This window comes from Bradyrhizobium yuanmingense (genome assembly GCF_025200905.1).
GTDB lineage: Bacteria > Pseudomonadota > Alphaproteobacteria > Rhizobiales > Xanthobacteraceae > Bradyrhizobium > Bradyrhizobium yuanmingense.
Genome location: NZ_CP104173.1, coordinates 2,156,968 through 2,181,336 on the forward strand (window position 1 = coordinate 2,156,968; position 24,369 = coordinate 2,181,336).

The following is a 24,369-nucleotide window of genomic DNA, read 5'->3' on the forward strand; positions in this document are numbered from 1 at the left end:
CCATGTCCGCAGCCGCACCGCGCTTCCATCGCCTCGCTGTCAGGGACCTCCGCCGCGAGGCCACGGACGCCGTCTCGATGACCTTTGCCATCCCCAACGAACTCGCCGGCGCTTACGCCTTTACGCCCGGCCAGTATCTGACGTTGCGCGCCATGCTTGACGGGGAAGAGGTGCGCCGCTCCTATTCGATTTGCTCCGGCCCCGACGATGGCGAGATCCGCATCGCCGTGAAGAAGGTCGATGGCGGCGCGTTCTCGAGCTGGGCAGCCGAAGATCTCAAATGCGGCGACGAGCTCGACGTGATGACGCCGACCGGCCGCTTCGGTCTGGTCCCGCCGACAGATCGTGCGCGCGTTCATGTCGGCTTCGCCGCCGGCTCCGGCATCACGCCGATCCTGTCGATCGTGAAGGGCGTGCTCGCGCGCGAGCCGGGCAGCCGCTTCTTTTTGTTCTACGGCAACCGCACCACCGACAACATCATGTTCCTCGAAGCGCTCGAGGAGCTCAAGGACCGCTTCATCGATCGTCTCTCGATCTTTTACGTGCTCTCCGGCGAGGAGCAGGACATTCCGATCCTGCATGGCCGGCTCGACGGCGACAAGGTGAGGGTGCTGCTCCGCGCGCTGGTGCCGGCGGCCAGCGTCGATCACGTCTTCATCTGCGGTCCTCTTGGCATGAGCGAGGACATCGAGGCGACCTGCCGCGATCTCGGCATCGCCGACGAGCGCATCCATGTCGAGCGCTTCGTTTCCGAGTTCGGCGGCAAGCCGCGGCCGAAAAAGGCGGTTGCGCCCGACGCGCCGCCGAAGGCGATCGCCTCGCTGATCATCGACGGCAAGCGCCGCGACGTGCCCGTCGCCGAGGACGAGGCCATCCTCGATGCCGCGCTGCGCGCCGGCGTCGATCTGCCCTTCGCCTGCAAGGGCGGGATGTGCTCGACCTGCCGCGCCAAGCTGGTCGAAGGCGAGGCGCCGATGGACATCAACTATTCGCTGGAACCGTGGGAGCTCGAGGCCGGTTTTGTTCTCACCTGCCAGGCCAAGCCGTCCACCGAGCGTGTCGTGGTCGATTATGATCATGTCTGATCAGGCGTTCTGCGGCTCCGCAATGCAAATGCGTCGCAATATTTGACAGAGTGAGCCAACCAGAACAACATCATGAGCAACCGTCTGGCCGGGAGAAGCGCGTGAACGTCAAAGCCGCCCTGTCGCCTGAGGATATTGCCCGTGCCTGCGCCGAGGCGATGTGGGCCGAGGACGATGCCTCCAAGGGTCTCGGCATGGAGATCGTCGAGATCGGCCCGGGCTTTGCGACGCTCGCCATGACGGTGCGGCCTGATATGGTCAACGGCCAGCGCATCGCCCATGGCGGCTTCATCTTCACGCTCGCCGATTCCGCCTTCGCGTTCGCCTGCAACTCGCACAATGAGCGCGTCGTCGCGGCGCAGGGCCAGATCACTTTCATCAAGCCCGGCAAGCTTGGCGATCGTCTCATCGCAAGAGCGCGGGAGATCACCCGCGGCGGCCGCTCCGGCATCTACGACGTGCGTGTCACGGTGGGCGAGGTCGTCATCGCGGAATTCCGCGGACATTCCCGCGTCATTCCCGGCAAATGGCTGCCGGCGCAAGATCAATAAAACCAAACAAAAAAGAACAGGCAATGTGGGGAAACGAGGATGGCTCTGACGAGGCTCAAGGAAGGTGGCAACGCCTATAGCGCCGAGATGGATGCGCATGAGCGCGCCTCGCGCGGCGAGATCATGGCGCTGCAGAAGCAGCGGTTGGCGTGGTCGCTGAAGCACGCCTACGACAACGTCGCGCATTACCGCAAGGCGTTCGACAAAGCGGGCGTGCATCCGTCCGACTTTCGCGAGCTCTCTGATCTCGCCAAATTCCCGTTCACGGTCAAGACGGACCTGCGCGACAATTATCCCTTCGACATGTTCGCCGTGCCGCGCGAAAAGCTGGTGCGGGTGCATGCCTCATCCGGCACGACCGGAAAGCCGATCGTGGTCGGCTATACGCAGCGCGACATCGACACCTGGTCCGAGGTGATGGCGCGCTCGATCCGCGCCGCCGGCGGCCGCACCGGCATGATCATCCACAATGCGTATGGCTATGGACTCTTCACCGGCGGTCTCGGCGTGCACTACGGCGCCGAGAAGCTTGGCTGCACGGTTGTCCCCATTTCCGGGGGCATGACCGAGCGGCAGGTGCAGCTCATCAATGATTTCCGGCCCGACATCATCACGGTGACGCCGAGCTACATGCTGGCGATCCTCGACGAGTTCAAGCGCCAGAAGCTTGATCCGCGCCAGTGTTCGCTCAAGATCGGCATCTTCGGCGCGGAACCCTGGACCAACGCGATGCGCGCCGAGATCGAGGACGCCTTCGACATGGACGCGACCGACATCTATGGCCTGTCCGAGGTGATCGGCCCGGGCGTCGCTCAGGAATGCATCGAGACCAAGGATGGCCTGCACATCTGGGAGGATCATTTCTACCCGGAAGTGATCGACCCCGAGACCGGCGCGGTGCTGCCCGACGGCGAGAAGGGCGAGCTGGTCTTCACGTCGCTCACCAAGGAAGCCTTTCCGGTGATCCGCTATCGAACCCGCGACCTGACGCGGCTGCTGCCGGGAACGGCACGGCCGGGCATGCGGCGGATGGAGAAGGTGACCGGGCGCTCGGACGACATGATCATCCTGCGCGGCGTCAATCTGTTCCCGACCCAGATCGAGGAGGTGCTGCTCGCGACCGACTGGTGCGGCGGCCATTTCATCCTCGAGCTCACCCGGGAAGGCCGCATGGACGAGCTCACCATCATCGCCGAGGCGCGGCCCGAGAGCTGGGACGGCCGCGGCCTCGTCGACCATGCGGATCGAATTTCGACCCACATCAAGAATACGATCGGCGTCAGCTCCAGGGTGCAGGTAGTTGCGCCGGCCACGCTGGAGCGCTCGCTCGGCAAGGCCAAGCGGCTCTTCGACAAGCGGCCAAAGGACTGACCGGACGGATTGACTCGACCGGCGCCAGAGGCGACAAGGCCCGCGAGAAATCGCGGGTCTTTTCATGTCAGCCGATGCCAAAACCGTCGAAGCGCGCTGTGTGCGCCTCAGCGCCAAAGCTGAAAATGCCGCTGCGCTTGCGCCGACAATTGAGCGGCAGATGCTTGCGCGCGGGCCGAACGATCTTCTGATCGAGGTGAAGGCTGCCGCGGTCAATCCCTCCGACGTCAAGGCTGCGACCGGGCTGATGCCCTATGCCGTGTTCCCCCGGACCCCCGGCCGCGACTATGCCGGCGTGGTGATTGACGGGCCCGCCGCCACCATTGGGAACGAAGTGTTCGGCTCGTCCGGGGACCTCGGCATTCGTCGTGACGGCACTCATGCGAGCCATCTCGTGGCCGAAGCCGATGCGGTCGTGGAGAAGCCGAAGACTGTGTCCTGGGAGGAGGCCGCCGGCATCGGCGTGCCCTTCGTGACCGCGATGGAAGGCTTTCGCAGGGCGGGCGTGCCGAAGCGCGGCGAGACCGTTCTGGTTTTCGGGGTGAATGGCAAGGTCGGTCAGGCCGCGGTGCAGATCGCGACCTGGCAGGGCGCGCGCGTGATCGGTGTGGTGCGCAGGGCGGAAGCCTATGAAGGCCACACCAACGCGCCCATCGAGGTGATCGACGCCTCCGCCACCGAAATCGCCGCGCGCGTGCACGAATTGACCGGCGGCAAGGGCGCCGACGTCGTCTTCAACACGGTCGGCGATCCCTATTTCCAGGCCGCGCACAAATCGCTCGCGCTTCGCGGCCGCCAAATCCTGATCGCCGCGATCGACCGCATCGTGCAGTTCAACATCCTCGAATTCTATCGGGGCCAGCACACTTATGTCGGCATCGACACGCTGGGTCTATCCTCGGCCGCGACGGGTGCGGTGCTGCGCGACATCGGGCCGGGTTTTGCGAGCGGCCATCTGAAGCCGTTTCCGATCAGGGCGAATGCGATCTATCCGCTGGAGCGCGCGAAGGAAGCGTATGTTGCGGTCGCCGGCTCCTCGCGTGACCGGGTGATCCTGAAGCCGTAACCATGGAATCCACGCAACTCGTTATCCTCGCCGGCCTGGCCATCGGTCTCGTCTACGGTGCCGTTGGCCTGCTCAGCGGTTTCTGCCTGATGAGCAGCATGCGCGGGTTACTGGCTGAGGGCGACGGGCGGCTGGTGCGGACCTACGCGCTCGCAATCGCTGTTGCGATCGCCGCGAGCCAGTTCCTCGCCGGCAGCGGCACGGTCGATCTCGGCAAGTCGATCTATCTGCAGCAATCGTTTTCGCCGGCGGTGCTGTTCCTCGGCGGCCTGCTGTTCGGCTACGGCATGGTGCTTTCGAACGGCTGCGGCTCGCGGGCGCTGGTGCTGCTCGGCCGCGGCAATCTCCGCTCCTTCGTGGTCGTGATCGTGCTCGCGATTGCCGCGCAGATGACGCTGAAGGGCCTCATCGCACCGGCGCGCATTGCGCTGGTCCAGGCAACGCAAGCCACGGCTCCTGCCAATTCGCTGCCGTCGTTGCTGGCGACGCTCGGCTTCACGGAATCGCTTTCACGCGCGCTCGCCGCGGCCGCGACAACCGTCGCGCTGAGCCTGTTCGCTTTCGCGCATCCTGCGTTCCGTCGCTCGCCCGGTCAGGTCGTAGCGGGCATCATTGTGGGCCTCCTCGTCGCCGGCGGCTGGCTGGCCACCGGCTATCTCGGTGCCGACGACTTCAATCCGGTCCCCGTGACCTCCCTTACGTTCGTCGCGCCGATCGCCGATAGCCTGCAATATGCCATGCTCTCGACTGGACTGACGCTCAACTTCGGCATCGCGACGGTGGCCGGCGTCTTCGCCGGCAGTCTGGTGACGGCACTCGCAACTGGCCGCTTCAAGCTCGAAGGCTATTCCTCGCCGCGCCACATGCTCCGCTCAGGGACCGGTGCCGCGCTGATGGGGATCGGCGGCGTGATGGCGTTCGGCTGCTCGATCGGGCAGGGGCTCACCGGCGTGTCTACGCTCGCGCTGGGATCGTTCGTCGCGGCTGCCGGCATCCTGCTCGGCACCGCGGCGGGCCTGCGCGGGGTTCTGCGGGTTCAGCCTCTCGCGGTGGCCTGACTGCGCAACAACCGATCGCCCAGCGTCGCAAGGCCGATGCCGGAGACGATCAGCGCGGCCGCGACGGCAAGGCTCGCGTCGATGGGTTCACCCAGAAGGATCGCAGCGCTGGCGATGCCGACCAGCGGTGTCCCGGTGGTGCCGAGCGACGTCGTCAGGGCTGAGATGCTCTTGTTGACCATCGACATCGCCCAATAAGCCAGGACCGTTCCGACCAGGCCCGAATAGAGAAACAACAATACGCGCCTCCACGACCACTCCACATGCGGGAGGCCATCCACAGCTGTCGCGCCGACCGACAGCACGATCGTTGCCACGAGCACCTGCCAAAGCAAAAGCTGAAGCGGAGATCCGATCCAGCGATGCGCGCGGATATAGATGATGTTCGCAGCCCAAGAGATCGCGGCCAGGATGACCATGCCGGCGCCGAGCAGCACGTTTGGGTTGGTCCAGTCGATCGAGGATGGATTCAGGATGACGGCAAGGCCGATCAGCCCGAGCAGAGCGCCGGCGAGCTTCGGCGCCGTCAGCGTGTCCTTGCCGAAAAGGGGCGCGGCGAGTGCGACCCAGAGCGGCGTGGTGTAGCCGAGCACGATGCCCTTGCTTGCGGGCAGGAAGCGAAGGCCGCTGGCAACCAGGATCGAGAACAGCGTCATATGCAGCAGCGCCACGCTCAGGATCACGGGAAAGTCGCGTCGCTCCGGGATCACGAGATTGTTGCTCAGTCCGAGCAGCACGAACAATCCAGCCAGCGCGATCCAACTCCGGATTGCCGCGCTCCACAACGGCGGGACGAACTGCACGAGCTGCTTGGTCACCGACCAATTCACGCCCCAGGCCAGCACCACGATGAGGAACAGGCCGATGGCCGCACGGGGTGACAGGGTGTTCATGTCGCAGGTCCTTGAAGCAGTCCGAGCCGCCGGATAGCATCCCGACTGGCATTTGAAAAAGTGCCAGATTGGAGAAGAAGAGAGTGCCAGTATCCGACACGACGATCTCCGCGTTGATCGAGCTGAAGCGGACCGATGGCGAGGGGCTGGTGGCGCAACTGACGAGCCAGCTGCGAGGCCTGATCGCGACCGGCCGCCTCGGCAAAGGCCGCGTGCTGCCGTCGAGTCGACGGCTTGCGAGCGATCTCGGCGTCTCGCGCAACACCGTCACATACGCGTTCGAGCAGCTCGCGGCCGAGGGATATGTCGCAGCGTCTCATGGCCGCCGTCCCGTGGTCATGATCGACGGCCACGAACGCATCGAACGGGGCGCCGTCGCAGCGGGCGAATGCGTCGGCAAACTGCGGCTCTCGCCTTGGGCTACGAAGCTCCAGCAGGCCGACTGGCCGATGTCTTATCGGGGGGAGCTCAAACCGCTGCGCCCGGGGCTGGGCGATTTCAGGGAGTTTCCGAACGAGGTCTGGGCACGCTGCCTGCGCCGCAGTGCCGTGCATGCAGGCAGGCGCGAGCTGGGACCGGTCAACCGGCTGCGCCTGCGGGAGGCGCTGACGCATTATCTGGCGACGAACCGGGACGTCCGCGCCACGGCGGAGCAGATCATGATCCTGCCGAGCGCGCAGGCCGCGCTGACCTTGATTGCTGCCACACTCATTTCACCGGGCGATCATGTATGGGTTGAAGACCCCGGCTATCCCGGCGCGGCGGCTGCCTTTCACGCATCCGGCGCGCGCCTGACCGGCATCAGCCTGGATGAACAGGGCATGCAGCGAATGCCAGGCCTTGGAGCTCCCAGGCTGATCTTCATGACGCCGTCGCATCAGCACCCAACCGGCCGGTTGATGTCGCTAGCCCGTCGAACCGAGTTTCTCGCGGCAAGCCGGCCCGGCAGGACCTGGATCGTCGAGGACGATTACGACGGCGAATTCCACTACGACAGCCGGCCGGTGCCGGCCTTGCAGGGGTTAGATGCCCATGGCCGTGTGTTCTATGTCGGCACATTCTCGAAGGCGATGAGGTCGGACATCCGGCTCGGCTATCTGGTCGCGCCGGCGGCGCTGGTCAGCACCTTGGAGATCGCGCAGCAGCACATGGGACTGATCGCCGCCAGCCACATTCAGGAGGCGCTGGCCGAATTCATCGCCGATGGGCACTTCCTCGCGCATCTGCGCCGCATGCGCCGGCTCTATCACGCGCGCCGCGATCATCTTGTCGAGGAGCTGCAGCGGCATCTCGGTGGCATGCTCTTGGTCGAGGTGCCCCCCGGCGGTATCCAGCTCGTCGCCCGTCTCGAGCGCGGCCGCACTGATCGGGCGGCGGTGAAGCGGCTGGTCGAGGCGGGCGTCGAAACGCGCGCCTTGTCCAGCCTAGCGCTCGGCAAGCCGCGCGATCACGGCCTGCTGCTCGGCTTTGCGGCGTGGTGCGAAAACGAGATCAGCGCGGCCGTGCGCACGATGGCGTCGTGCTTCTAGCGGGGCATCGCTACTCCACCGCTTTCGTCACGATCCGGATCTCCGATGTCAGCGTCCGGTGCACCGGGCACTTGTCGGCGATCTCCATCAGCTTCTTGCGCTGCTCGGCATCGAGGGCGCCGTCGATCGCGATGTCGCGCTCGATCTGGTCGAGCATGCCCTCGCGGGTCTCGCACTCCGCACAATCCTTGGCGTAGATCTTGGAATGCTTCAGCGTGACCGTGACGCGGTCGAGCGGCAGCGACTTGCGGTCGGCATAGAGACGCATGGTCATCGAGGTGCAGGCACCTAAGCCGGCGAGCAGGAAATCGTACGGGCCGGGCCCGGCATCCGCGCCGCCGGCTGCAATGGGCTCGTCCGCCACCAGATGATGCGGGCCGACGATGATGGTCTGGTTGAACTTGCTCTTGCGGGTCTCCTGCACCACGACCTTCCGCGGCTCCTCCGGCAGATCCATCGCCTTTGCGGGCGTCGCTGCATCGACGTAACGGCTGGCCCAAGCCACGATCACGTCGGCGGCGTAGAGCGCGTCGGCAGGCTTGGTCAGAAGATGATCGGCATGGTCGAGCGAGACGAAGCTCTTGGGGTGTCTTGCTGCAACGAAGAGCTTCGTTGCGTTGTCGATGCCGACGGTATCGTCGAGGGGCGAATGCATCACCAGCAGCGCCTTGTGCAGGCCGGTGACGTCCTTCATCAGCTCGTGCTCGGCGATGTCGTCGAGGAATTCGCGCTTGATCCGGAACGGGCGTCCCGCGAGCGAGACTTCGACCTCGCCTTGCGCGCGGATGTTGTCGAGATGCTCCCTGAACAGGCCGGTGACGTGGGCGGGATCCGAGGGCGCCGCGATGGTGGCCACCGCTCGTGCCTCGGGAATTTGTCCGGCAGCGGCTAGGATCGCGGCGCCACCCAGGCTATGGCCGATCAGGATCGAAGGCGCCTTGCGGGTCTCGCGCAGATGATCGGCCGCGCGCACGAGATCGGCAACGTTGGAGGAGAACGTCGAATTGGCGAAATCACCGCCGCTGGAGCCGAGCCCGGTGAAGTCGAAGCGCAGCACCGCGATGCCCTTGGCGGCGAGCGCGACCGAGATGCGCTTGGCCGCCAGCGTGTCCTTGCCGCAGGTGAAGCAATGCGCGAACAGCGCGAAAGCCGCGGGCTCGCTGTCAGGCAGCTCCAGCGCGGCCGCGAGCTGATGGCCGCCTTCGCCGGTGAATTGAAAGCGTTCCGTCGGCATGGGCTTCCCCCCGTCTTGCTCGAACCTAATCGCCCGAATAGCGCTGCTCGGCCCAGGGATCACCGCGGTTATGATAGCCGCGGACTTCCCAGAAGCCCGGCGCGTCCTCGGTCAGGAATTCGATGGCCTGGAGCCATTTCGTGCTCTTCCAGAAATAGAGGTGCGGCACGACCAGCCGCACCGGGCCGCCATGCTCCTCCGTCAGCGGCTGGCCGGACCAGCTGTGGGCGAGCAGCGCGTCCTCGGCGGCAAAATCCTCCAGCGCGAGATTGGTGGTGTAACCGTCATAGGAATGCAGCACGACGAAGCGAGCATCCTCGCGCGGCTGGCAGGCCACCAGCAGCTCACGCGTGGCGAGCCCTTCCCATTCGTTGTCATAGCGCGACCAGGTCGTGACGCAATGGATGTCCGAGGTGAACCGGGACTGCTTCTGCGCGGCGAATTCGGCAAAGGTCCAGAAAACGGGGGTCTCGACCGCGCCATAGACGTCGAGCCGCCAGCGCTCGCGCGAGACCGGCGGCGTGACCCCGAGATCGAGTACCGGCCAGTCCTTGGTGAGGTGCTGCCCGGGCGGAAGCCTTTGATCCTCCGGGCGTGTCATCTTGCCGGTGAGAAAGCGGCCCTCGCGCGCCCACTTCTCCTTGGTGCGCGTCAGCTTGCTGTCGGATGGCGTCTCGTCGGTCATGGCCTGTGCTCGTGGCGATGCATGGCGGAGGCGTGCTTGGTGTCGCGCCCGCCATGAAAGGCCTGTCCGCTTCCTTTGGGAAGGCCTTACATCGCCTTTCCGAGCAAAAATGGCAACTGGCGGGGGCCGCGCACCGTTCCTTGCGACCAAGTCACAGTGCCTGCCGGATCGAGCCGGAAGTCGGGAATCCGCTTCAGCCATTCCTCCAGCGCCACCTGCATTTCCATGCGCGCGAGGTTGGAACCGACGCAGCGGTGGATGCCGAGGCCGAAGGCCGCGTGACGATTCTCGCGCCGGTCGATCACGACTTTGTCAGCGTCCGGAAACATCGTGGGGTCGCGGTTGGCTGCCGGGAACGACAGCAGCACCATGTTGCCCGGCTTGACCGGACAGCCGGACACCGTGGTCTCCTTGACCACCTCGCGCGCCATCGTCACCGGCGAATAGGCGCGCAGCAGCTCCTCCACGGCGGTTGGAATCAGTCCGGGCTCGGCGATTAGCCGCTCGCGGTCGGCCGGCGTCTTCGCAAGATGCCAGAGCGAGGAGCCGATCGCGCTCCAGGTGGTGTCGATGCCGGCGATCAGCAGCAGGCGCAGCGAGCCCATCACATGGGTGTCCTCGAGCGGATTGCCGTTCTTGTCCCTGGCGTTCATCAGGTAGGAGATCAGGTCGTCGGTGGGCTTGCTCTTGCGCGCTTCGATGTGGCCGCCGAAATAGGCCGTCATCTCCTGCACGGCCTGGAGCAGCTTGCTCTCGTCCTTGATGCCGAGCTCGAGGATCATGTGGATCCAATTGATGAAAAGGTCGCTGTCGCTCTCGGGAATACCGAGCATGTGCGCGATCGCCCGAACCGGGATGTGCTTGGTGTAGCGCGCCGCAGCGTCCACCCTCTGCTCGGCGATGAAGTCGTCGATCAGCTCGTTGCAGATGGCGCGGACGCGCGGCTCGAGCTTCTTCATCGCGTCCGGGGTGAACGGCGGCAGCAGCAATTGCTTGGCCGGCTTGTGCTCGGGCGGATCGGAGGTGATCGGCGGGGCTGCGTTCCTGCTGGTGATTTCCGGCCGTACGTCGCGGACGATGATGCGGCGGGAGGAGAAGTGCTCGGTGTCGTTGGCGATCTCGCGCACGGCCTCATAGGTCGTCGGCAAATAGCAGCCGAGGAAGCGTTTCGTGTGCACCACGGGGCTTACGGCTCGCAGCTCGTCCCAGATCGGGAACGGGTCCTCGGTCCATTGCGGATCGGTGTGGTCGAAATCATGAACCCAGTCGGTGACGGGCGGATGGGCGACAGGCTGGTCGACGTCGGACATGGCAGGGAATCCCTTGGCTCGTATTCGCTGAACGCAGCGGGGCGGCAACGGCCGCACTATTCCTCGATCACATCGATTGCGATTTCCGGGCAGTTGGATTTCGCAAGCCAGGCCTTGTCCTCAAGTCCCGGAGGGACGGTGCCGTCACCAGCTTCGTGCGCGTTGCCGTATTCGTCGAGCTCGAAAAGCTCCGGCGCGAGCGCCTTGCAGCGGGCATGGCCCTGGCATTTGTCGGGATCGACGTGAACCTTCAGTCGCTCTGCCATTCTCGGCTTCCTTGGTCGTGTGCGCGCGAGGGCCCGAAGGCGGCGCGTTTCCTCATCTCGGTTCTATTTAAGTTATATACTATTACATTCGCGGCGGGCTTCCCTTGTCAAGCGGGAACTTGTAGGCTTCGCCCCGACATGCGTTCACGACCAGCCCGCAAGCCCGCGAAGACCTACCACCATGGCGATCTTCGCGATGCGCTGATCGAGGCCGCGCTGCAAGAGGCGGAGCGGGGCGGCGCGGAGGCGATCAGCATCAAGGCGCTTGCCAAGAAGCTCGGGGTCTCGCAGCCGGCGCCATACCGGCATTTTGCCGACCGCGAGGCGCTGCTCGCCGCCGTCACCGCGCAAGCATTCCGGCAGCTCTCGGCGCTCTTGCGTGATGCGATGGCAAAGCCGGCGCAGCAATCGAAGCTCTCGCGGCTCGCACAGGCGACGCTCGATTTCGGCTTGCGCCGGAATGGCATCTACCGCCTGATGTTCGCCTCGCGCACGGTGTCCTGCGCGGCCAAGGGCAGCGAGCTGCACGAGGCAACGCGGGAGACCTTTGCGCTCGTCATCGAAGCTCTGGAAGCGCCCGCCGTGGGCTATTTGCGCGAACGGCAGGCGCTCAAGATCTGGGCGGCGCTACACGGCGTGGTGATGCTGGCCGAGCAGGGCCTGTTCACGGGCGAGGCGGCGCATGCCACGCGCGAGGAGCTGGTCGAGGATTTCGTCAACGAGACGAAGGCTGCGCTTGCGGTCGCGATCAAGGATGCGCGACGTCGGACCAAGGCCGGCGCTTAACCCTTCGCCTTCAGCAGCTTCATCAGCTTTTCGACCGCGCTGTCCGGCGTGGTCACGACGGGGCGGCCGGCGGCCTCCGCGACCAGCGGCGCCGTCGCGGCGATGCTGAATTGCGCCAGCGCGATGACGTCGCAATCGCGCAAGCTCCGTGAGGCCTCCGCGATCAGCCGGTCATGCGTGGCGCGGTCGCCGCGGTCGAGCGCGGCCAGCGCGCCGTCGGCGAGCTTCGGCACCACCTCGACGGAGGCGGGAAACTCGGGCGGCATCGACGCCAGCGTCGGCGGAAAGGTCGAGAGCAGGCCGATGCGCCGGCCCATGGTCACCGCCCTGTCGATCATGGCCTCGTTCGGCTTCAGCACCGGCATCGGCGCATGCGCGCGCGCGACGGCCTCGATGCACGGGCCGAAGGCGGAGCAGGTGAACAGGATTCCATCCGCTCCCGTCGCCGCTGCATAGTCGCCGAGCGCGAGGAACCGTTCCGTCATGGCATCGTTGAGTTGCCCGTCGCGGGCGAGATCCGCCGAGAGACTGTCGTCAAGCAGGTTCATCAGCCGCGCCTCGGGCCACGCCTGCGCAAACGCTGCCTCGATCGGGGCGATGGAATGCTTGAGGGCGTGGATAAGGGCGATGCGCATGGGGGGCTCGATGCTTCTTCTCCCTCTCCCCGTTCTTACGGGGAGAGGGTCGGGGGTGAGGGGCTCTCTCGGCACAAAAAGGTGAGAGTTGGACGCGCGGAAACTCCCCCTCATCCGGATTGCTGCGCAATCCGACCTCTCCCCGCAAGCGGGGAGAGGTGAACTCCCTTACTTGAACGGAATGGCGTACATCAAGCCGCCTTTGCTCCAGAGACCGTTGAGGCCGCGATCGAGCTTGAGCGGGCTCGCCTTGCCGATATTGCGCTCGAAAATCTCGCCGTAATTGCCGCCGACCTTGATCGCCTTGACCAGCCATTTGTTGTCGAGCCCGAGCCGCGAGCCGAGGTCGCCGCTGGCCCCCAGCAGCCGCTGGATCGCAGGCGTTTGCGACTTCGTCATCTCCTCGACATTGGCTTGCGTGACGCCGAGCTCCTCGGCCTCGATCAGGCCGTAATGCAGCCAGGTGATGATGTCGCTCCAGACCTCGTCGCCGTTGCGGGTGAAGGGTCCGAGCGGCTCCTTACTGATGGTCTGCGGCAGCACAATGTAGTCGGCTGCGTTCGGCGCGGCCGTGGTCACCGCGCCGGCGAGGGCCGAAGCGTCCTGGGTCATCGCATCGCAGCGGCCGCCGAAGAAGGTCTGGTACATGGTGTCGACGCGGTCGAACACCAGGGGCTTCCAGTCGATGCCGTTGGCGCGGCCGTAATCGCCGAGCGTGACCTCGTGCGTGGTGCCCTGCGCGACGCAGACGGTGGCGCCCTTGAGGTCCTTCAGCTCCTTGACGCCGAGGTCCTTCTTCACGACAAAACCCTGGCCGTCGTAGAAGTTGATCGGACCCTGCCGCAGGCCCAGCGTCGCGCCGCGCAAATAGGTCTGCGTCGAGTTGCGATAGAGCACGTCGATCTCGCCCGATTGCAGGGCGGTGAAGCGGTTCTGAGCCGTCAGCGAGACGTAGCGCACCTTGGTAGGATCGCCCAGCACGCCGGCCGCCAGCGCGCGGCAATAATCGACGTCGAGACCCCTGTAATTGCCTTGCGAGTCCGGCGCCGAGAAGCCGGCAAAACCGGCACTGACGCCACACACCAGCGTGCCGCGGCTCTTCACCGTATCGAGCGTCGCGGCCGCTGCGATCACCGTCGATGCCGCGAGCAGGCCCGCTGCGATAACCACTTTCCTCATACTACTCTCCCCTCACTGATTGACACTACGCAACACGCTGTCGACGGCCGTGCCCAGCTTGTCGACGATCAGGTCGATTTCGTCCGCCGAGGCGATATAGGGCGGTGCCAGCAGCACGTGGTCGCCGCGCACGCCATCGACGGTACCGCCGCTGGGATAGCAGCCGAGGCCACCGGCAAAGGCCTCCGCCTTGATCTTCTGGTGCAGCTTGAGGGCCGGATCGAACGAGGTGCGGCTAGCGCGATCGGCAACCAGCTCGATCGCCCAGAACAGGCCGCGGCCCCTGATGTCGCCGACATGGCGATGATTGCCGAAGCGTTGGGTCAGGCGCTGCTCGAGCTGCTTGCCGCGCTCCTTCACGCGGTCGAGCAGGCCATCCTCGCGGATCACATCCTGCACCGCGAGCGCCGCAGCGCAGGCGAGGGGATGCGCCAGATAAGTGTGGCCGTGCTGGAACGCGCCCGAACCCGAGCGGATCGTGTCGATGATCTTGCCGCTTGCCAGCATCGCACCGATCGGCTGATAGCCGCCGCCGAGCCCCTTTGCGATCGCCTGGATGTCGGGGGCGACACCTTCTTGCTCCCACGCATGCATCGTGCCGGTGCGGCCCATGCCGCACATGACCTCGTCGAGAATGAGCAGCGCACCGTGACGGTCGCAGATCTCGCGCATCGCTTTGAAGTAGCCGTCCGGGGCGGCCACGGCGCCGGCGGTGGCGCCGACGACGGGCTCGGCGAGGAAGGCGGCGACGGTGTCGGGGCCGAGCCGCTGGAACTCGGCTTCGAGCTCGGCGGCGAGACGCGCGACGAACTGCGCATCCGACTCGGCCTCGCGCTTCTCGCGATAGGCGAAGGCCGGCGTGACGTGGCTGAAAGCGGTCGAGAGCAGCGGCGCATATGGCGCGCGACGCCAGGCATTGCCGCCGGCGGCGAGCGCGCCGAGGGTGTTGCCGTGATAGCTCTGCCGCCGCGCGATGAAGTGCTGCCGCTGCGGCTCGCCGCGCTCGATGAAATATTGCCGCGCCAGCTTGATGCTGGCTTCGATTGCCTCCGATCCGCCGCTGACGAAATAGGCGTAGGCGAGCCCGCCGGGCTCGTGTCCGACCAGTATTTCAGCAAGTGCTTCCGCCGGCTCGGAGGAGAAGAAAGCCGTATGCGCATAGGCGAGGGTGGACGCCTGCTTGGCCATCGCCGCGATCACGCGCGGATGCTGGTGGCCGAGGCAGGAGACCGCCGCCCCGCCGGAGGCATCGATGATGCGACGTCCGTCCTCGGCGAAGAGATAAACGCCCTCGCCGCCGATCGCCTTTGGCGGGGTTTCGCGCAGCGAGCGATGCAGCACGCGGCTGGTGCGAGTGCTCATGGGTCAACCTTTCTCCGGGACGTAGGTGGAGGCAGCAGTGAGCCGCGCCTCGGTGTTTTCCAGCCGCTTCTTCGCGGCGGCGCCGCCGAGCGAGAACGTGACCGCCGCGAGCGACTGCGCGATCGCGATCGCGCCCGTGAGACTGGGGAAAAAGCCGGGCGAGGAGGCTGCCTCGAACAGCAGCACATGGTCGGCGCCTTCGGCCATCGGTGCCGACAGGCTGTCCGCAATCGCGATCAGCGTCGCGCCGCTGCGATGCGCGGCCTGCGAGACGCGGACGCTCGCATGCGTGTAAGGCAGGAAGCCGATGACGATGACGGCTTCGCTGGGCCGGAACGCGCCGAGATCGAGGTCGTCGGGCCCGGACGTGCCGACGAGCTGCACCTGTTCGGGCCGGAACAGGCGCAGCTCGTAGTTCAGGAGTTCCGCGACGCTGCGGCAGCTGCGATAGCCCGCGATCCAGATCCGCTTGGACTCGTGCAGCGCGCGCGCCGCTTCCGCGATCGGCTGTGCCGGGATGCGCGGAAGGCCGGCGGCCTCGGCCTCGAGCTTGTCGAGGATGAGCGTAACATCGGCGTTCGGCCCGTGACGGCGGCCTCTTGTGCGGCCGGAGAAGGGCGCGGTCTGGGACGGCCGCCGCGCCTCGGTCAGCGCCGCACGCAGCTCGTCCCATCCGGAATAGCCGATCGCTTTCGCAAGCCGGGTGAACGCGGCGGGATCGGCACCGGCTTCCGCCGCGAGATCGCGCATCGAGCGGGTGGTGGCATCGTAATCATTGGCGGCGACGAAACGGCCGACCTCCTGTAAGCGCAGGGGGAGCGACGGCAATGCGATGCGCAGTTCGCTCAGGGGCGAGGATTTCGCGGGCTCGGCCATGAAACATTTGTTGCATGAATTCGAATTCGGTGCAACAGTTGACGTGCGCGCCGGAAATCGCTGCATTCGACGAAGGATTGTTGTGCTGTGACCGCCGATCATCCCAGGCCGCCGCCGCGCCGCCGCTTCGTGCTCGGCCGCAACCAATTGATGGGCCTGTTCTGGCAGGTCCTGGTGGTCGGCATCGCGATCGCAGTGATCGCCTTCCTCTGGTCCAACACCGTCACCAATCTGTCGGCCCGCCGCATCACGACCGGCTTCGCCTTTCTCGGCCGCGAGGCCGGCATGCCGATTGCCGACAGCCTGCTCGCCTACAATCCCGGGAATACCTACCTCTGGGCCTTCGTCGTCGGCGTCGCCAACACCTTGCGCGTCGCCGTGATCGGCATCGTGCTCGCGACGATCCTCGGCACCCTGATCGGGATCTCGCGGCTGTCGGCCAATTGGTTGCTGTCGCGGCTTGCGGCCGTCTACGTCGAAACGCTCCGCGACATCCCGCTGCTGCTCCAGCTACTGTTCTGGTACGTGCTGATGCAGGCGCTGCCGGCTGCACGTGCCGCCTGGCGGCCCGTCGAGGGCGTATTCCTGTCCAATCGCGGCCTGATCCTGCCGGCGATCCCGTTCGGCCCGCCGCAGCTCACGGTGCTCGGCACCGCGGTGCTGGGCTGTGCGGTGTTCTTCCTCTTCCGTCGTTGGTTGGTCGCACAGCAGATGCGCGACGGCAAGCCGCGGCCGGCCTTGCCGTCTGCGCTCGGCCTCATCGTCGTGGTGCCGGCGGCGGTCTCGCTGGTGCTCGGCGTGTCCTGGACGGTCGAGTGGCCGCAGCTGCGCGGCTTCAATTTCGTCGGCGGGCTGACGCTCGCGCCGGAATATTTCGCGCTGCTGATCGCACTGGTGACCTACACCTCCGCCTTCATCGCCGAGATCGTGCGCAGCGGCATCCAGTCGGTGCCACGCGGGCAATGGGATGCCGCCAACGCACTCGGCCTGCGTCGCAGCTTCATGCTGCGGCAGATCATCCTGCCGCAGGCGCTGCGCGTCATCGTGCCGCCGATGACGAGCCAGTATCTCAACCTGACCAAGAACTCCTCGCTCGCGGTCGCGATCGGCTACCAGGACGTGGTCTCGATCGCCAACACCACGCTGAATCAGACCGGACAGGCCATCGAAGCCATCGCGCTGATCATGGCGGTGTTCCTGACCATCAGCCTTTCGATCAGCTTCTTCATGAACTGGTACAATGCGCGCATCGCGCTGGTGGAGCGCTGATCATGACCGCGATCACGGACATCCCCGATGCACCCCGGACCGCTCGCCGACCGCAGCTGGGCAATCCGGCGCTGCACTGGCTGCGCAAGAACCTGTTCTCCTCGATCCCGAATGGGATCATCACCGTCCTGCTAATGGTGCTGCTCGCCAAGGGCGTTTTCAGCTTCGTGCAATGGGGCATCGCCAATGCGGTCTGGCTGACGCCCACCAACGATTCCAGCGCCTGTCGCGCCGCGCGTGGCCTCGGCGCCTGCTGGGCCATCGTCCCCGAGAAGTATCGCTTCATCCTGTTCGGCACCTATCCGTTCGACGAGCAGTGGCGGCCGGCACTGTCGGTCGTGCTGTTCATCGCATTGTACTACCTCTCGACCCGCCGCGCGCTATGGCGGCGCGAGCTTGTCTATCTCTGGATCGGCGCACTGGCGCTGATCAGCGTGCTGATGTGGGGCGGCGTGATCGGCCTGTCCTTCGTCTCGCAGGACCGCTGGGGCGGCTTGCCCGTGACGCTGATCCTGGCGACGTTCGGCCTCGCTGTCGGCTTTCCGCTCGGTATCCTGGTCGCGCTCGGGCGGCGCTCGAAGCTGCCGGCGATCCGCTCGCTCAGCGTGCTCTATGTCGAGCTGATCCGCGGCGTGCCGCTGGTGAGCCTGCTGTTCATGGCGAGCGTGATGTTTCCGCTATTCATGCCGGCCGGATTCAACATCGACAAGCTGCTGCGCGCACAGATCGCGATCATCCTGTTCGCCGGTGCTTACCTCGCCGAAGTGATCCGCGGCGGGCTTCAGGCCGTGCCGCGCGGGCAATATAAAGCCGCCGACGCGCTCGGCCTGTCCTACTGGCACAAGCACCGGCTGATCATCCTGCCGCAGGCTATCCGCCACGTCATCCCGCCGCTGGTCAACACCTTCATCGCCTTCTTCAAGGACACCAGCCTGGTGCTGATCATCGGCATCTTCGACCTGCTGACGACGGCGAAGACCGCGATCATCGATCCCGCCTGGCAGCAGTTTTCGGTCGAGGTCTACATCTTCGTGGCCGCGATCTACTTCGTCTTCTGTTTCGCGATGTCGCGCTACAGCCGGAGCCTGGAGGCGCCGACAACGCCGAAGTGACGGTTTCTCGTTTGGTGCCGCTTGTTTGCGCTTGCGCCGATTTCCGATCTTGATCTCTAATACCAGAGGTTGCTCCTGCGGTCGACTTGGCGAGGCTGTCATGCGCGTGGCCGTTTTGCGGCAATTCACCGCCGCCCAGATTTGCGTCCTGATCTTCACAACCGCTCTCGGCGTGTCATCGTGCGCCGCGGAGGGGTTGCGGCGCTATCGCGCGCCGATCGGTGAGAGTTCGATTTCGGGAATTTCGTCGGGCGCGTTCATGGCCGTTCAGTTCGGCACGGCATGGTCGTCGGTGATCAAGGGCGTCGGTGTGGTCGCGGGCGGCCCTTACTGGTGCGCAAAGGCGGACGCGTTCGACGCCGTCACCTGGTACTGGGGGCCGATCCGGCGGGCCACGGGTGCATGCATGAAAGGGCCGGCGTCGGATCTGAATCCGAAGGATTTTACGGCAAAGGCCGACGCGAAGGCCGCAGCGGGCGAGATCGACCCTCTCAGCAATGTAGGCAGGCAGAAGATCTATCTCTTTCACGGCTACAATGACGCGATCGTCGACAAGGCCGCGACCGATGCGGCCGCCGATTTCTATCGCCATTATCTGCGGGATGCCAATCGCGGCAACTTGTTCTATCAGGCCACGCTCGGCGCGGGCCACTCGTTCGTCGTGGCGAAGCAGGGCGCACCCGGGCTCAACGAGTGCAAGGCCAACACGGCGCCCTATATCGACCAATGCGGCTATGACCAGGCCGGCGTCATCCTGCAGCATATTTACGGCCGCCTGAATCCGCCCAATGCCGCGCAGCTTGCAGGTTCGGTGAAGACCTTTGATCAATCGATCTATACCACGCCGCATCTGCCCGACGCGTTGAGCATGGGCGATACCGGCTATGTGTTCGTACCCAGGGATTGCGAGCAGGGCAGTCCGTGTCGAGTCCACGTCGCGCTCCACGGATGCAAGCAGGACGTCGCCGATATCGGACGCAAATTCGTGGATGAGGCCGGCTACAATGAGTGGGCGGACACGAACCGCATGATCATTCTCTATCCGCAGACCAAGACCAGCCCATACTGGCCAAGCAATCCGCAGGCCTGTTGGGATTGGTGGAGTTACGTCAACCATCAGGATAGCTACGTGACGAAGTCCGGATCGCAAATCAAGGCGATCAAGGCGATGCTGGATGCGCTCACGACCGCTGCCGCGGCGCCCGCCGGCGCGACCGCGCCCTCGCTATCGGCGCCGCAGTCGCTCACGGTGATCGATACGTCGGATAGCGGCGCTGACCTGGCCTGGTCTCCAGGAGACGACGGAACAACCTACCGGGTTTCGCGTGCGGGACCCGATGGTGCGTTCCAATCGGTTGGCGACGTGACAGGCGCGAGCTTTGGGGATTCCGGTCTGACGCCGCAAACAACATATCGATGGCGTGTCTCGGTCATTCTGAACGGGGCGGTGGGCCCGAGCTCCGAGGAGGCGACCGGCACCACGCGATCGACGCCTCCTCGCTGCGCTAATCCCGGCTCCTGCCCGATCGCCAAATAGCGAACCGAGCAACCGTCCCAGCCTGGAGGCGGCCAGCGGGAGGTGAGGTCTCGTGTCCCGGCTCTGCGACGCAGCGCTGGCGCGCTGCCCCTTGTCCGGGACACAAGAGTGAGGCTAGTCCTTCACCTTCGGATCGATCGGCGTCGTACCGCGCAGGCCCAGAATATCCTCCAGCACCTTCGCTCCGGCGATCACCTGCGCGTCGGCGCGCGGCGCGCCGACCACCTGCACGCCGACCGGCAGGCCCGAGGCCGTGAAGCCGCAGGGCAGGGAGAGAGACGGGCAGCAGGCCAGCGTGATGGCGTAGACGATGCCGAGCCACTCGACGTAATTGTCAAACCTCTTGCCGGCGCATTCGGCGACATAGCGATGCTCGATCGGGAAGGGCGGAACGATCGTGGTCGGCGTCAGCAACAGATCGTAGCTCTTGAAGAACTCGACTGCCCGCGCCGTCATGCCGACGCGCTGCGCCTCGGCGCGCGCGAGCTGCTCGACTGTGAGCTTGAGACCCTCCTCGATGTTCCAGATCACCTCGGGCTTGAGCAGGTCGCGCTTGGTGCGCAGCAGATTGGCCTTGGTGATCGCAAAGTCGAAGGCGCGCAGCGCGTGGAAGCATTCATGCGCCTCGCGCCAGTCCGGATGCGCCTCCTCGACGATGGCGCCGGCTTCGGCGAAACGTTCGGCGGCCTTTCGTGTGATCGCCTTCACTTCGGGATCGACCGGGGTGATGCCGAGATCGGGCGAATAGGCGATGCGCCTCGGCCGCTTGCCCGCCTGGGCCGCCGACAGGAATGAGGTTGCGGGAGCCGGCAGCGACAGCGGATCGTCGGCATAGTCGCCGCTCATGGCATCCAGCAGCAGCGCGAGATCCTCGACGTTGCGCGCCATCGGGCCGACCACGCCGAGATTGCGATCGATGCCGGACTTGGGGGTATGCGCGACGCGGCCGATGCTCGGCCGCATGCCGACGACGCCGCAGAAGGCCGCGGGGCTGCGCAAGGATCCGCCCATGTCGGAGCCTTGGGCGAGCCAGGCCATGCCGGTCGCCAGCGCCACCGCCGCGCCGCCGGAGGAGCCCGCGGCCGATTTCGTCGTGTCCCAGGGATTGAGCGTCGCGCCGAACACCTCGTTGAACGTGTTGGCACCGGCCCCGAACTCCGGCGTGTTCGACTTGGCGTAGACGACCGCGCCGTTGGCCTCGAGGTTCTCGACCATGAGGTCAGACTTCGCGGGGATGTTGTCCTTGAAGATCGGCGAGCCCTGCGTGTTCAACACGCCTGCAACGTCGGTCAGATCCTTGATCGGCACCGGCAGCCCGGCGAGCAGCCCGCGCGCGCCCGCCGGCTTCTGCATCAGTGTCTTCGCACTCTCCCGCGCGCGATCGAAGCACAGCGTCGGCAGCGCGTTGACCTTGCCGTCGACCTCCTTGATGCGCTTCTCCAGCACGTCCAGGAGCTCGAGCGGCGAGACGTCGCCGGAGCGCAGCTTGTCGATGACGGTGCAGGCGGTTTCGCGGATCAGGTCTTGAGACAACTATCTTACTCCCGTGCTTGTTGTGTCGTCATTGCGAGCGCAGCGAAGCAATCCAGACTGTCACTGCGGCAAGATTCCTGGATTGCTTCGCTGCGCTCGCAATGACGAGAATAGAGTTAACCCCACCCGGCGCTGATGCCGCCGTCGACGGTGTAGATCACGCCCGACGTATAGCCGGCGCGATCCGAGGCCAGGAACGCCATGAGGTCGCCGATCTCGCGCGCATGCGCGGGACGGCCGAGCGGCAGGCTCTTCTGGAATTCCTTGTAGCGGCTCTCGTCGCCGAACTGGTGCTTGGCCCGCGTCTTGAGCAGGGTGACGTGGCGGTCGGTGCCGACGGGGCCGGGATTGATGCCGACCACGCGGATATTGTCGGCCAGGCTCTTGCCGCCGAGCGCCCGTGTGAACGCCATCAGCGCGGCATTGCCGGCGCTGCCGCAGATGTAGTTGGCATCGAACTTCTCGCCGGCCGCGCCGATGTCGTTGACGATGACGCCGCCCCCCCTGGCTTTCATCTGAGCGTAGACGTAGCGCGTCAGGTTGATATAGCCGAACACCTTCAGTTCCCAGGCGTGCCGCCAGGTCGCCTCGTCGATCTTGTCGATCGAGCCGCCGGGGATGTCGCCGGCATTGTTGACGAGGACGTCGATGTCGGCGGCTTCCTTCGCCAGCCGGGCCACGTCGTCCTCCTTGCGCAGATCGACGATGCTCGTTGTGGCGTCGATCTGGTGCGCGGCGCGCAAGCGGTCGGCCAGAGCCTTGAGCTGATCGCCGCTACGCGCCGCGAGGAGGAGATGCGCGCCTTCCTCGGCGAAGGCCTCGGCGGCGGCTGCGCCAATGCCCTTGGACGCGCCGGTGATCAGGACGCGCTTGCCGCGCAGATGCAGATCCATGGGGTACTCGTTCGTGGGAACAGGATCAAATCAGTAGGCGCTTGGCCGCGCCATGGTCAACATTGCAGTGCAGCGTTGCACTGCCGCCGCGTTTGGTCCATTGCAGTGCAGTCAGAAGGCGGCGACTGCCGGACCAACCAAGGACGTTCTCGATGAGCAAGAAACAATACCGGATCGCGGTCATTCCCGGCGATGGCATCGGCAAGGAGGTGATGCCGGAGGGCCTGCGCGTTTTGGAGGCGGCGGCGAAGAAGCACAACGTCTCGCTGCATTTCGACCATTTCGACTTCTCGTCTTACGACTATTACGAGAAGCACGGCCAGATGATGCCCGACGACTGGAAGGAGAAGATCGGCGAGCACGATGCGATCTATTTCGGTGCGGTCGGCTGGCCGGCCAAGATCCCGGACCACGTCTCGCTGTGGGGCTCGCTGATCAAGTTCCGCCGCGAGTTCGACCAGTACGTCAACCTGCGCCCGGTGCGGCTGATGCCCGGCGTGCCGTCGCCGCTGGCGGGGCGCAAGCCCGGCGACATCGATTTCTGGGTGGTGCGCGAGAACACCGAAGGCGAATATTCCTCGGTCGGCGGCCGCATGTTCCCGGACACCGACCGCGAGTTCGTGACGCAGCAGACGGTGATGACCCGTACCGGCGTCGACCGCATCCTGAAATTCGCCTTCGAGCTCGCGCAGTCGCGGCCCAAGAAGCACCTGACCTCGGCGACCAAGTCCAACGGCATCTCGATCACCATGCCCTATTGGGACGAGCGCGTGGAGGCGATGGCCAAGAAGTTTCCAGGCGTGAAGTGGGACAAGTACCACATCGACATTCTCACCGCGAACTTCGTGCTGCATCCGGACTGGTTCGACGTCGTGGTCGGCTCCAACCTGTTCGGCGACATCCTCTCCGACCTCGGCCCGGCCTGCACCGGCACCATCGGCATCGCTCCGTCCGGCAACATCAACCCGGAGGGCGATTTCCCATCCGTGTTCGAACCGGTGCACGGCTCGGCGCCCGACATCGCCGGCCAGGGCATCGCCAACCCGATCGGCATGATCTGGTCCGGCGCGATGATGTTCGAGCATCTCGGCGAGAAGGAAGCCGGCAAGTCGATCGTCGAGGCGATCGAGCGCACGCTCGCCGAACGCACGCTGCGCACCAAAGATCTCGGCGGCAATGCCGACACGACGGCGTGCGGCAAGGCGGTTGCGGATATGGTGGATTAGCGCGGGAGTGATCCTGCGTAGGGTGGGTTAACCCTGCGGCCGCGCGAAGCGTGGTCCGCTGGCGTAACCCACCTCTTCGGCCTCCGGGGATGCGAACAGCGGTGGGTTACGCCTTCGGCTAACCCACCCTACGACTACACATACGACCTCCGCGACGGATCGAATATCGGCGGATAGTCGTTCTCGTCGAGCAGATCGAGAAACGGATCGAGCCCCCTGGACTTGATCAGCCCGAGCTCCTGATGCGAGATCAGGTTCACGGTCAGGATCTCCACCGGATCGCCCGCAATCTCCAGCGCCTCGGCGATCTCCTTGTCGGGGCCGATGATCGGTGTGAGCAACAGGAACGTCTGGAAGTCCGTTCCTGCAACCGGCGGCCACGGAAGCGCGACGCGATGGCCGAAGCCGAACCAGGTCGTGTCGATGAACGGCAGATTGGCCAGCCAGCGCAGATTGGCGCAAACGTCCTGCGTCGGCTCGCGGACGTACCACATCAGCTCGGCCCGGGGCTTCGCGTCGCCGGGGACGCCGTGCATCCGTTGCTCGCTCATCCCGTTGGTGAGAAGGACATAGCCTTCGTCGGAGCCCTCCTGGCAGACCGGGACGAAATCGCGGCCGAAGGCGTGGATGTCGATGCGGCGCTCTGCGTTATCAGTGAATGTGCGCTCGGGCTCGCCAAGCTCGCTCTCGTAGATGGCGAGCCGTTGCCGGTAGAGATCGGACCCGGGCGACGGAAGGTTTGAGCCGGACACGAATTTTGCGAGACGGGAGAGCATGCGAACCTCGGGCGGATGCAATCGGATATCCGCATTGTCGCAAGGTCATGCGGGACGGTTCAAACCCGTGCCGCGAGCACGTCGATATCTTCGCCACCGTCCAGTCTCGCTTGCGCGATTGGTCATGAGGCGCGAGG

23 protein-coding genes are annotated in these 24,369 nt (G+C 65.4%); 11 read left to right on the top strand and 12 right to left on the bottom strand.

Features of this window, described 5'->3' with window-relative positions; translation table 11 throughout:
• Positions 1-2 precede the first annotated feature (2 nt).
• The 5 genes from paaE (at position 3) to N2605_RS10150 (ending at position 5,131) form a co-directional block, all read left to right on the top strand.
• A complete protein-coding gene (gene paaE, locus N2605_RS10130; RefSeq protein ID WP_260346492.1) occupies positions 3-1,085 on the top strand; it encodes a 1,2-phenylacetyl-CoA epoxidase subunit PaaE in 1,083 nt (360 codons plus the stop codon).
• Positions 1,086-1,186: 101 nt separating this feature from the next.
• Positions 1,187-1,636 carry a hydroxyphenylacetyl-CoA thioesterase PaaI gene (gene paaI, locus N2605_RS10135; protein ID WP_225146092.1) on the top strand — a complete coding sequence of 150 codons (450 nt, stop codon included), beginning with the start codon at positions 1,187-1,189 and terminating at the stop codon, positions 1,634-1,636.
• Positions 1,637-1,675: 39 nt separating this feature from the next.
• The gene (gene paaK, locus N2605_RS10140; RefSeq protein WP_036025742.1) at positions 1,676-3,007 is read left to right on the top strand and encodes a phenylacetate--CoA ligase PaaK; all 1,332 of its coding nucleotides are present in this window, start codon (positions 1,676-1,678) and stop codon (positions 3,005-3,007) included.
• A 64-nt stretch (positions 3,008-3,071) separates the two neighbouring features.
• Positions 3,072-4,073, top strand: a complete 1,002-nt coding sequence (locus N2605_RS10145) for a quinone oxidoreductase family protein (RefSeq protein ID WP_260346493.1) — start codon at positions 3,072-3,074, stop codon at positions 4,071-4,073.
• A 2-nt stretch (positions 4,074-4,075) separates the two neighbouring features.
• Positions 4,076-5,131, top strand: a complete 1,056-nt coding sequence (locus tag N2605_RS10150) for a YeeE/YedE family protein (protein ID WP_036004835.1) — start codon at positions 4,076-4,078, stop codon at positions 5,129-5,131.
• On the opposite strand, the gene N2605_RS10155 is transcribed toward N2605_RS10150, so the two are convergent.
• Positions 5,110-6,024 (bottom strand): DMT family transporter, encoded by a 915-nt coding sequence (locus tag N2605_RS10155; RefSeq protein ID WP_225114444.1) that lies wholly within the window; start codon positions 6,022-6,024, stop codon positions 5,110-5,112. The two genes, N2605_RS10150 and N2605_RS10155, sit on opposite strands and share 22 nt — an antisense overlap.
• An 83-nt stretch (positions 6,025-6,107) precedes the next feature.
• Here N2605_RS10155 and pdxR point away from each other — a divergent pair, with 83 nt between their 5' ends.
• Positions 6,108-7,553, top strand: coding sequence for a MocR-like pyridoxine biosynthesis transcription factor PdxR (gene pdxR / locus N2605_RS10160; RefSeq protein WP_260346494.1), 1,446 nt, complete (start codon positions 6,108-6,110; stop codon positions 7,551-7,553).
• Between the two features lie 10 nt (positions 7,554-7,563).
• On the opposite strand, the gene N2605_RS10165 is transcribed toward pdxR, so the two are convergent.
• From N2605_RS10165 to N2605_RS10180, 4 genes are all read right to left on the bottom strand, one after another.
• Complete coding sequence (locus N2605_RS10165; RefSeq protein ID WP_260346495.1) at positions 7,564-8,787, bottom strand: bifunctional alpha/beta hydrolase/OsmC family protein; 1,224 nt, start codon at positions 8,785-8,787, stop codon at positions 7,564-7,566.
• Positions 8,788-8,812: 25 nt separating this feature from the next.
• Positions 8,813-9,472 (bottom strand): sulfite oxidase-like oxidoreductase, encoded by a 660-nt coding sequence (locus N2605_RS10170; protein ID WP_036004844.1) that lies wholly within the window; start codon positions 9,470-9,472, stop codon positions 8,813-8,815.
• A gap of 86 nt (positions 9,473-9,558) precedes the next feature.
• Positions 9,559-10,782, bottom strand: coding sequence for a cytochrome P450 (locus N2605_RS10175; RefSeq protein WP_036025735.1), 1,224 nt, complete (start codon positions 10,780-10,782; stop codon positions 9,559-9,561).
• A gap of 56 nt (positions 10,783-10,838) precedes the next feature.
• Positions 10,839-11,048: a ferredoxin gene (locus N2605_RS10180; RefSeq protein WP_018648108.1), complete on the bottom strand. Its 210-nt coding sequence runs from the start codon at positions 11,046-11,048 to the stop codon at positions 10,839-10,841.
• Positions 11,049-11,186: 138 nt separating this feature from the next.
• Between N2605_RS10180 and N2605_RS10185 the strand changes: the two genes are divergently transcribed.
• Complete coding sequence (locus N2605_RS10185; RefSeq protein WP_260346496.1) at positions 11,187-11,834, top strand: TetR/AcrR family transcriptional regulator; 648 nt, start codon at positions 11,187-11,189, stop codon at positions 11,832-11,834.
• On the opposite strand, the gene N2605_RS10190 is transcribed toward N2605_RS10185, so the two are convergent.
• From N2605_RS10190 to N2605_RS10205, 4 genes are all read right to left on the bottom strand, one after another.
• Positions 11,831-12,469, bottom strand: coding sequence for an aspartate/glutamate racemase family protein (locus N2605_RS10190; protein ID WP_225134095.1), 639 nt, complete (start codon positions 12,467-12,469; stop codon positions 11,831-11,833). The two genes, N2605_RS10185 and N2605_RS10190, sit on opposite strands and share 4 nt — an antisense overlap.
• A 168-nt stretch (positions 12,470-12,637) precedes the next feature.
• Positions 12,638-13,648, bottom strand: coding sequence for an amino acid ABC transporter substrate-binding protein (locus tag N2605_RS10195; RefSeq protein WP_225127352.1), 1,011 nt, complete (start codon positions 13,646-13,648; stop codon positions 12,638-12,640).
• Positions 13,649-13,660: 12 nt separating this feature from the next.
• Positions 13,661-15,010 (bottom strand): aspartate aminotransferase family protein, encoded by a 1,350-nt coding sequence (locus N2605_RS10200; protein ID WP_225127351.1) that lies wholly within the window; start codon positions 15,008-15,010, stop codon positions 13,661-13,663.
• Between the two features lie 3 nt (positions 15,011-15,013).
• On the bottom strand, positions 15,014-15,886 hold the full coding sequence (locus tag N2605_RS10205; RefSeq protein ID WP_074447505.1) for a MurR/RpiR family transcriptional regulator: 873 nt from the start codon (positions 15,884-15,886) through the stop codon (positions 15,014-15,016).
• A gap of 87 nt (positions 15,887-15,973) precedes the next feature.
• Between N2605_RS10205 and N2605_RS10210 the strand changes: the two genes are divergently transcribed.
• From N2605_RS10210 to N2605_RS10220, 3 genes are all read left to right on the top strand, one after another.
• The gene (locus tag N2605_RS10210; protein ID WP_260346497.1) at positions 15,974-17,155 is read left to right on the top strand and encodes an amino acid ABC transporter permease; all 1,182 of its coding nucleotides are present in this window, start codon (positions 15,974-15,976) and stop codon (positions 17,153-17,155) included.
• A 2-nt stretch (positions 17,156-17,157) separates the two neighbouring features.
• Positions 17,158-18,267 carry an amino acid ABC transporter permease gene (locus N2605_RS10215; protein ID WP_260346498.1) on the top strand — a complete coding sequence of 370 codons (1,110 nt, stop codon included), beginning with the start codon at positions 17,158-17,160 and terminating at the stop codon, positions 18,265-18,267.
• A 196-nt stretch (positions 18,268-18,463) separates the two neighbouring features.
• Complete coding sequence (locus N2605_RS10220) at positions 18,464-19,804, top strand: extracellular catalytic domain type 2 short-chain-length polyhydroxyalkanoate depolymerase (protein ID WP_260346499.1); 1,341 nt, start codon at positions 18,464-18,466, stop codon at positions 19,802-19,804.
• Between the two features lie 114 nt (positions 19,805-19,918).
• Here N2605_RS10220 and N2605_RS10225 read toward each other — a convergent pair whose 3' ends face one another.
• Positions 19,919-21,337 carry an amidase gene (locus N2605_RS10225; protein WP_260346500.1) on the bottom strand — a complete coding sequence of 473 codons (1,419 nt, stop codon included), beginning with the start codon at positions 21,335-21,337 and terminating at the stop codon, positions 19,919-19,921.
• Between the two features lie 116 nt (positions 21,338-21,453).
• Entirely contained in the window at positions 21,454-22,230 is a 777-nt protein-coding gene (locus tag N2605_RS10230; protein ID WP_225155524.1) for an SDR family oxidoreductase, read from the bottom strand.
• A gap of 152 nt (positions 22,231-22,382) precedes the next feature.
• Here N2605_RS10230 and N2605_RS10235 point away from each other — a divergent pair, with 152 nt between their 5' ends.
• Positions 22,383-23,456 carry a tartrate dehydrogenase gene (locus N2605_RS10235; RefSeq protein ID WP_260346501.1) on the top strand — a complete coding sequence of 358 codons (1,074 nt, stop codon included), beginning with the start codon at positions 22,383-22,385 and terminating at the stop codon, positions 23,454-23,456.
• Positions 23,457-23,590: 134 nt separating this feature from the next.
• On the opposite strand, the gene N2605_RS10240 is transcribed toward N2605_RS10235, so the two are convergent.
• Positions 23,591-24,232: a suppressor of fused domain protein gene (locus tag N2605_RS10240; protein WP_225174843.1), complete on the bottom strand. Its 642-nt coding sequence runs from the start codon at positions 24,230-24,232 to the stop codon at positions 23,591-23,593.
• Positions 24,233-24,369 lie beyond the last annotated feature (137 nt).

What these genes read in the sequence shown, in the direction of transcription:
- paaE (WP_260346492.1), top strand. Translation starts at nt 3, where the DNA reads ATGTCCGCAGCCGCACCGCGCTTCCATCGCCTCGCTGTCAGGGACCTC.
- paaK (WP_036025742.1), top strand. Translation starts at nt 1,676, where the DNA reads ATGGCTCTGACGAGGCTCAAGGAAGGTGGCAACGCCTATAGCGCCGAG.
- N2605_RS10145 (WP_260346493.1), top strand. Translation starts at nt 3,072, where the DNA reads ATGTCAGCCGATGCCAAAACCGTCGAAGCGCGCTGTGTGCGCCTCAGC.
- N2605_RS10150 (WP_036004835.1), top strand. Translation starts at nt 4,076, where the DNA reads ATGGAATCCACGCAACTCGTTATCCTCGCCGGCCTGGCCATCGGTCTC.
- N2605_RS10155 (WP_225114444.1), bottom strand. Translation starts at nt 6,024, where the DNA reads ATGAACACCCTGTCACCCCGTGCGGCCATCGGCCTGTTCCTCATCGTG.
- N2605_RS10165 (WP_260346495.1), bottom strand. Translation starts at nt 8,787, where the DNA reads ATGCCGACGGAACGCTTTCAATTCACCGGCGAAGGCGGCCATCAGCTC.
- N2605_RS10170 (WP_036004844.1), bottom strand. Translation starts at nt 9,472, where the DNA reads ATGACCGACGAGACGCCATCCGACAGCAAGCTGACGCGCACCAAGGAG.
- N2605_RS10175 (WP_036025735.1), bottom strand. Translation starts at nt 10,782, where the DNA reads ATGTCCGACGTCGACCAGCCTGTCGCCCATCCGCCCGTCACCGACTGG.
- N2605_RS10180 (WP_018648108.1), bottom strand. Translation starts at nt 11,048, where the DNA reads ATGGCAGAGCGACTGAAGGTTCACGTCGATCCCGACAAATGCCAGGGC.
- N2605_RS10185 (WP_260346496.1), top strand. Translation starts at nt 11,187, where the DNA reads ATGCGTTCACGACCAGCCCGCAAGCCCGCGAAGACCTACCACCATGGC.
- N2605_RS10190 (WP_225134095.1), bottom strand. Translation starts at nt 12,469, where the DNA reads ATGCGCATCGCCCTTATCCACGCCCTCAAGCATTCCATCGCCCCGATC.
- N2605_RS10195 (WP_225127352.1), bottom strand. Translation starts at nt 13,648, where the DNA reads ATGAGGAAAGTGGTTATCGCAGCGGGCCTGCTCGCGGCATCGACGGTG.
- N2605_RS10200 (WP_225127351.1), bottom strand. Translation starts at nt 15,010, where the DNA reads ATGAGCACTCGCACCAGCCGCGTGCTGCATCGCTCGCTGCGCGAAACC.
- N2605_RS10205 (WP_074447505.1), bottom strand. Translation starts at nt 15,886, where the DNA reads ATGGCCGAGCCCGCGAAATCCTCGCCCCTGAGCGAACTGCGCATCGCA.
- N2605_RS10215 (WP_260346498.1), top strand. Translation starts at nt 17,158, where the DNA reads ATGACCGCGATCACGGACATCCCCGATGCACCCCGGACCGCTCGCCGA.
- N2605_RS10230 (WP_225155524.1), bottom strand. Translation starts at nt 22,230, where the DNA reads ATGGATCTGCATCTGCGCGGCAAGCGCGTCCTGATCACCGGCGCGTCC.
- N2605_RS10235 (WP_260346501.1), top strand. Translation starts at nt 22,383, where the DNA reads ATGAGCAAGAAACAATACCGGATCGCGGTCATTCCCGGCGATGGCATC.
- N2605_RS10240 (WP_225174843.1), bottom strand. Translation starts at nt 24,232, where the DNA reads ATGCTCTCCCGTCTCGCAAAATTCGTGTCCGGCTCAAACCTTCCGTCG.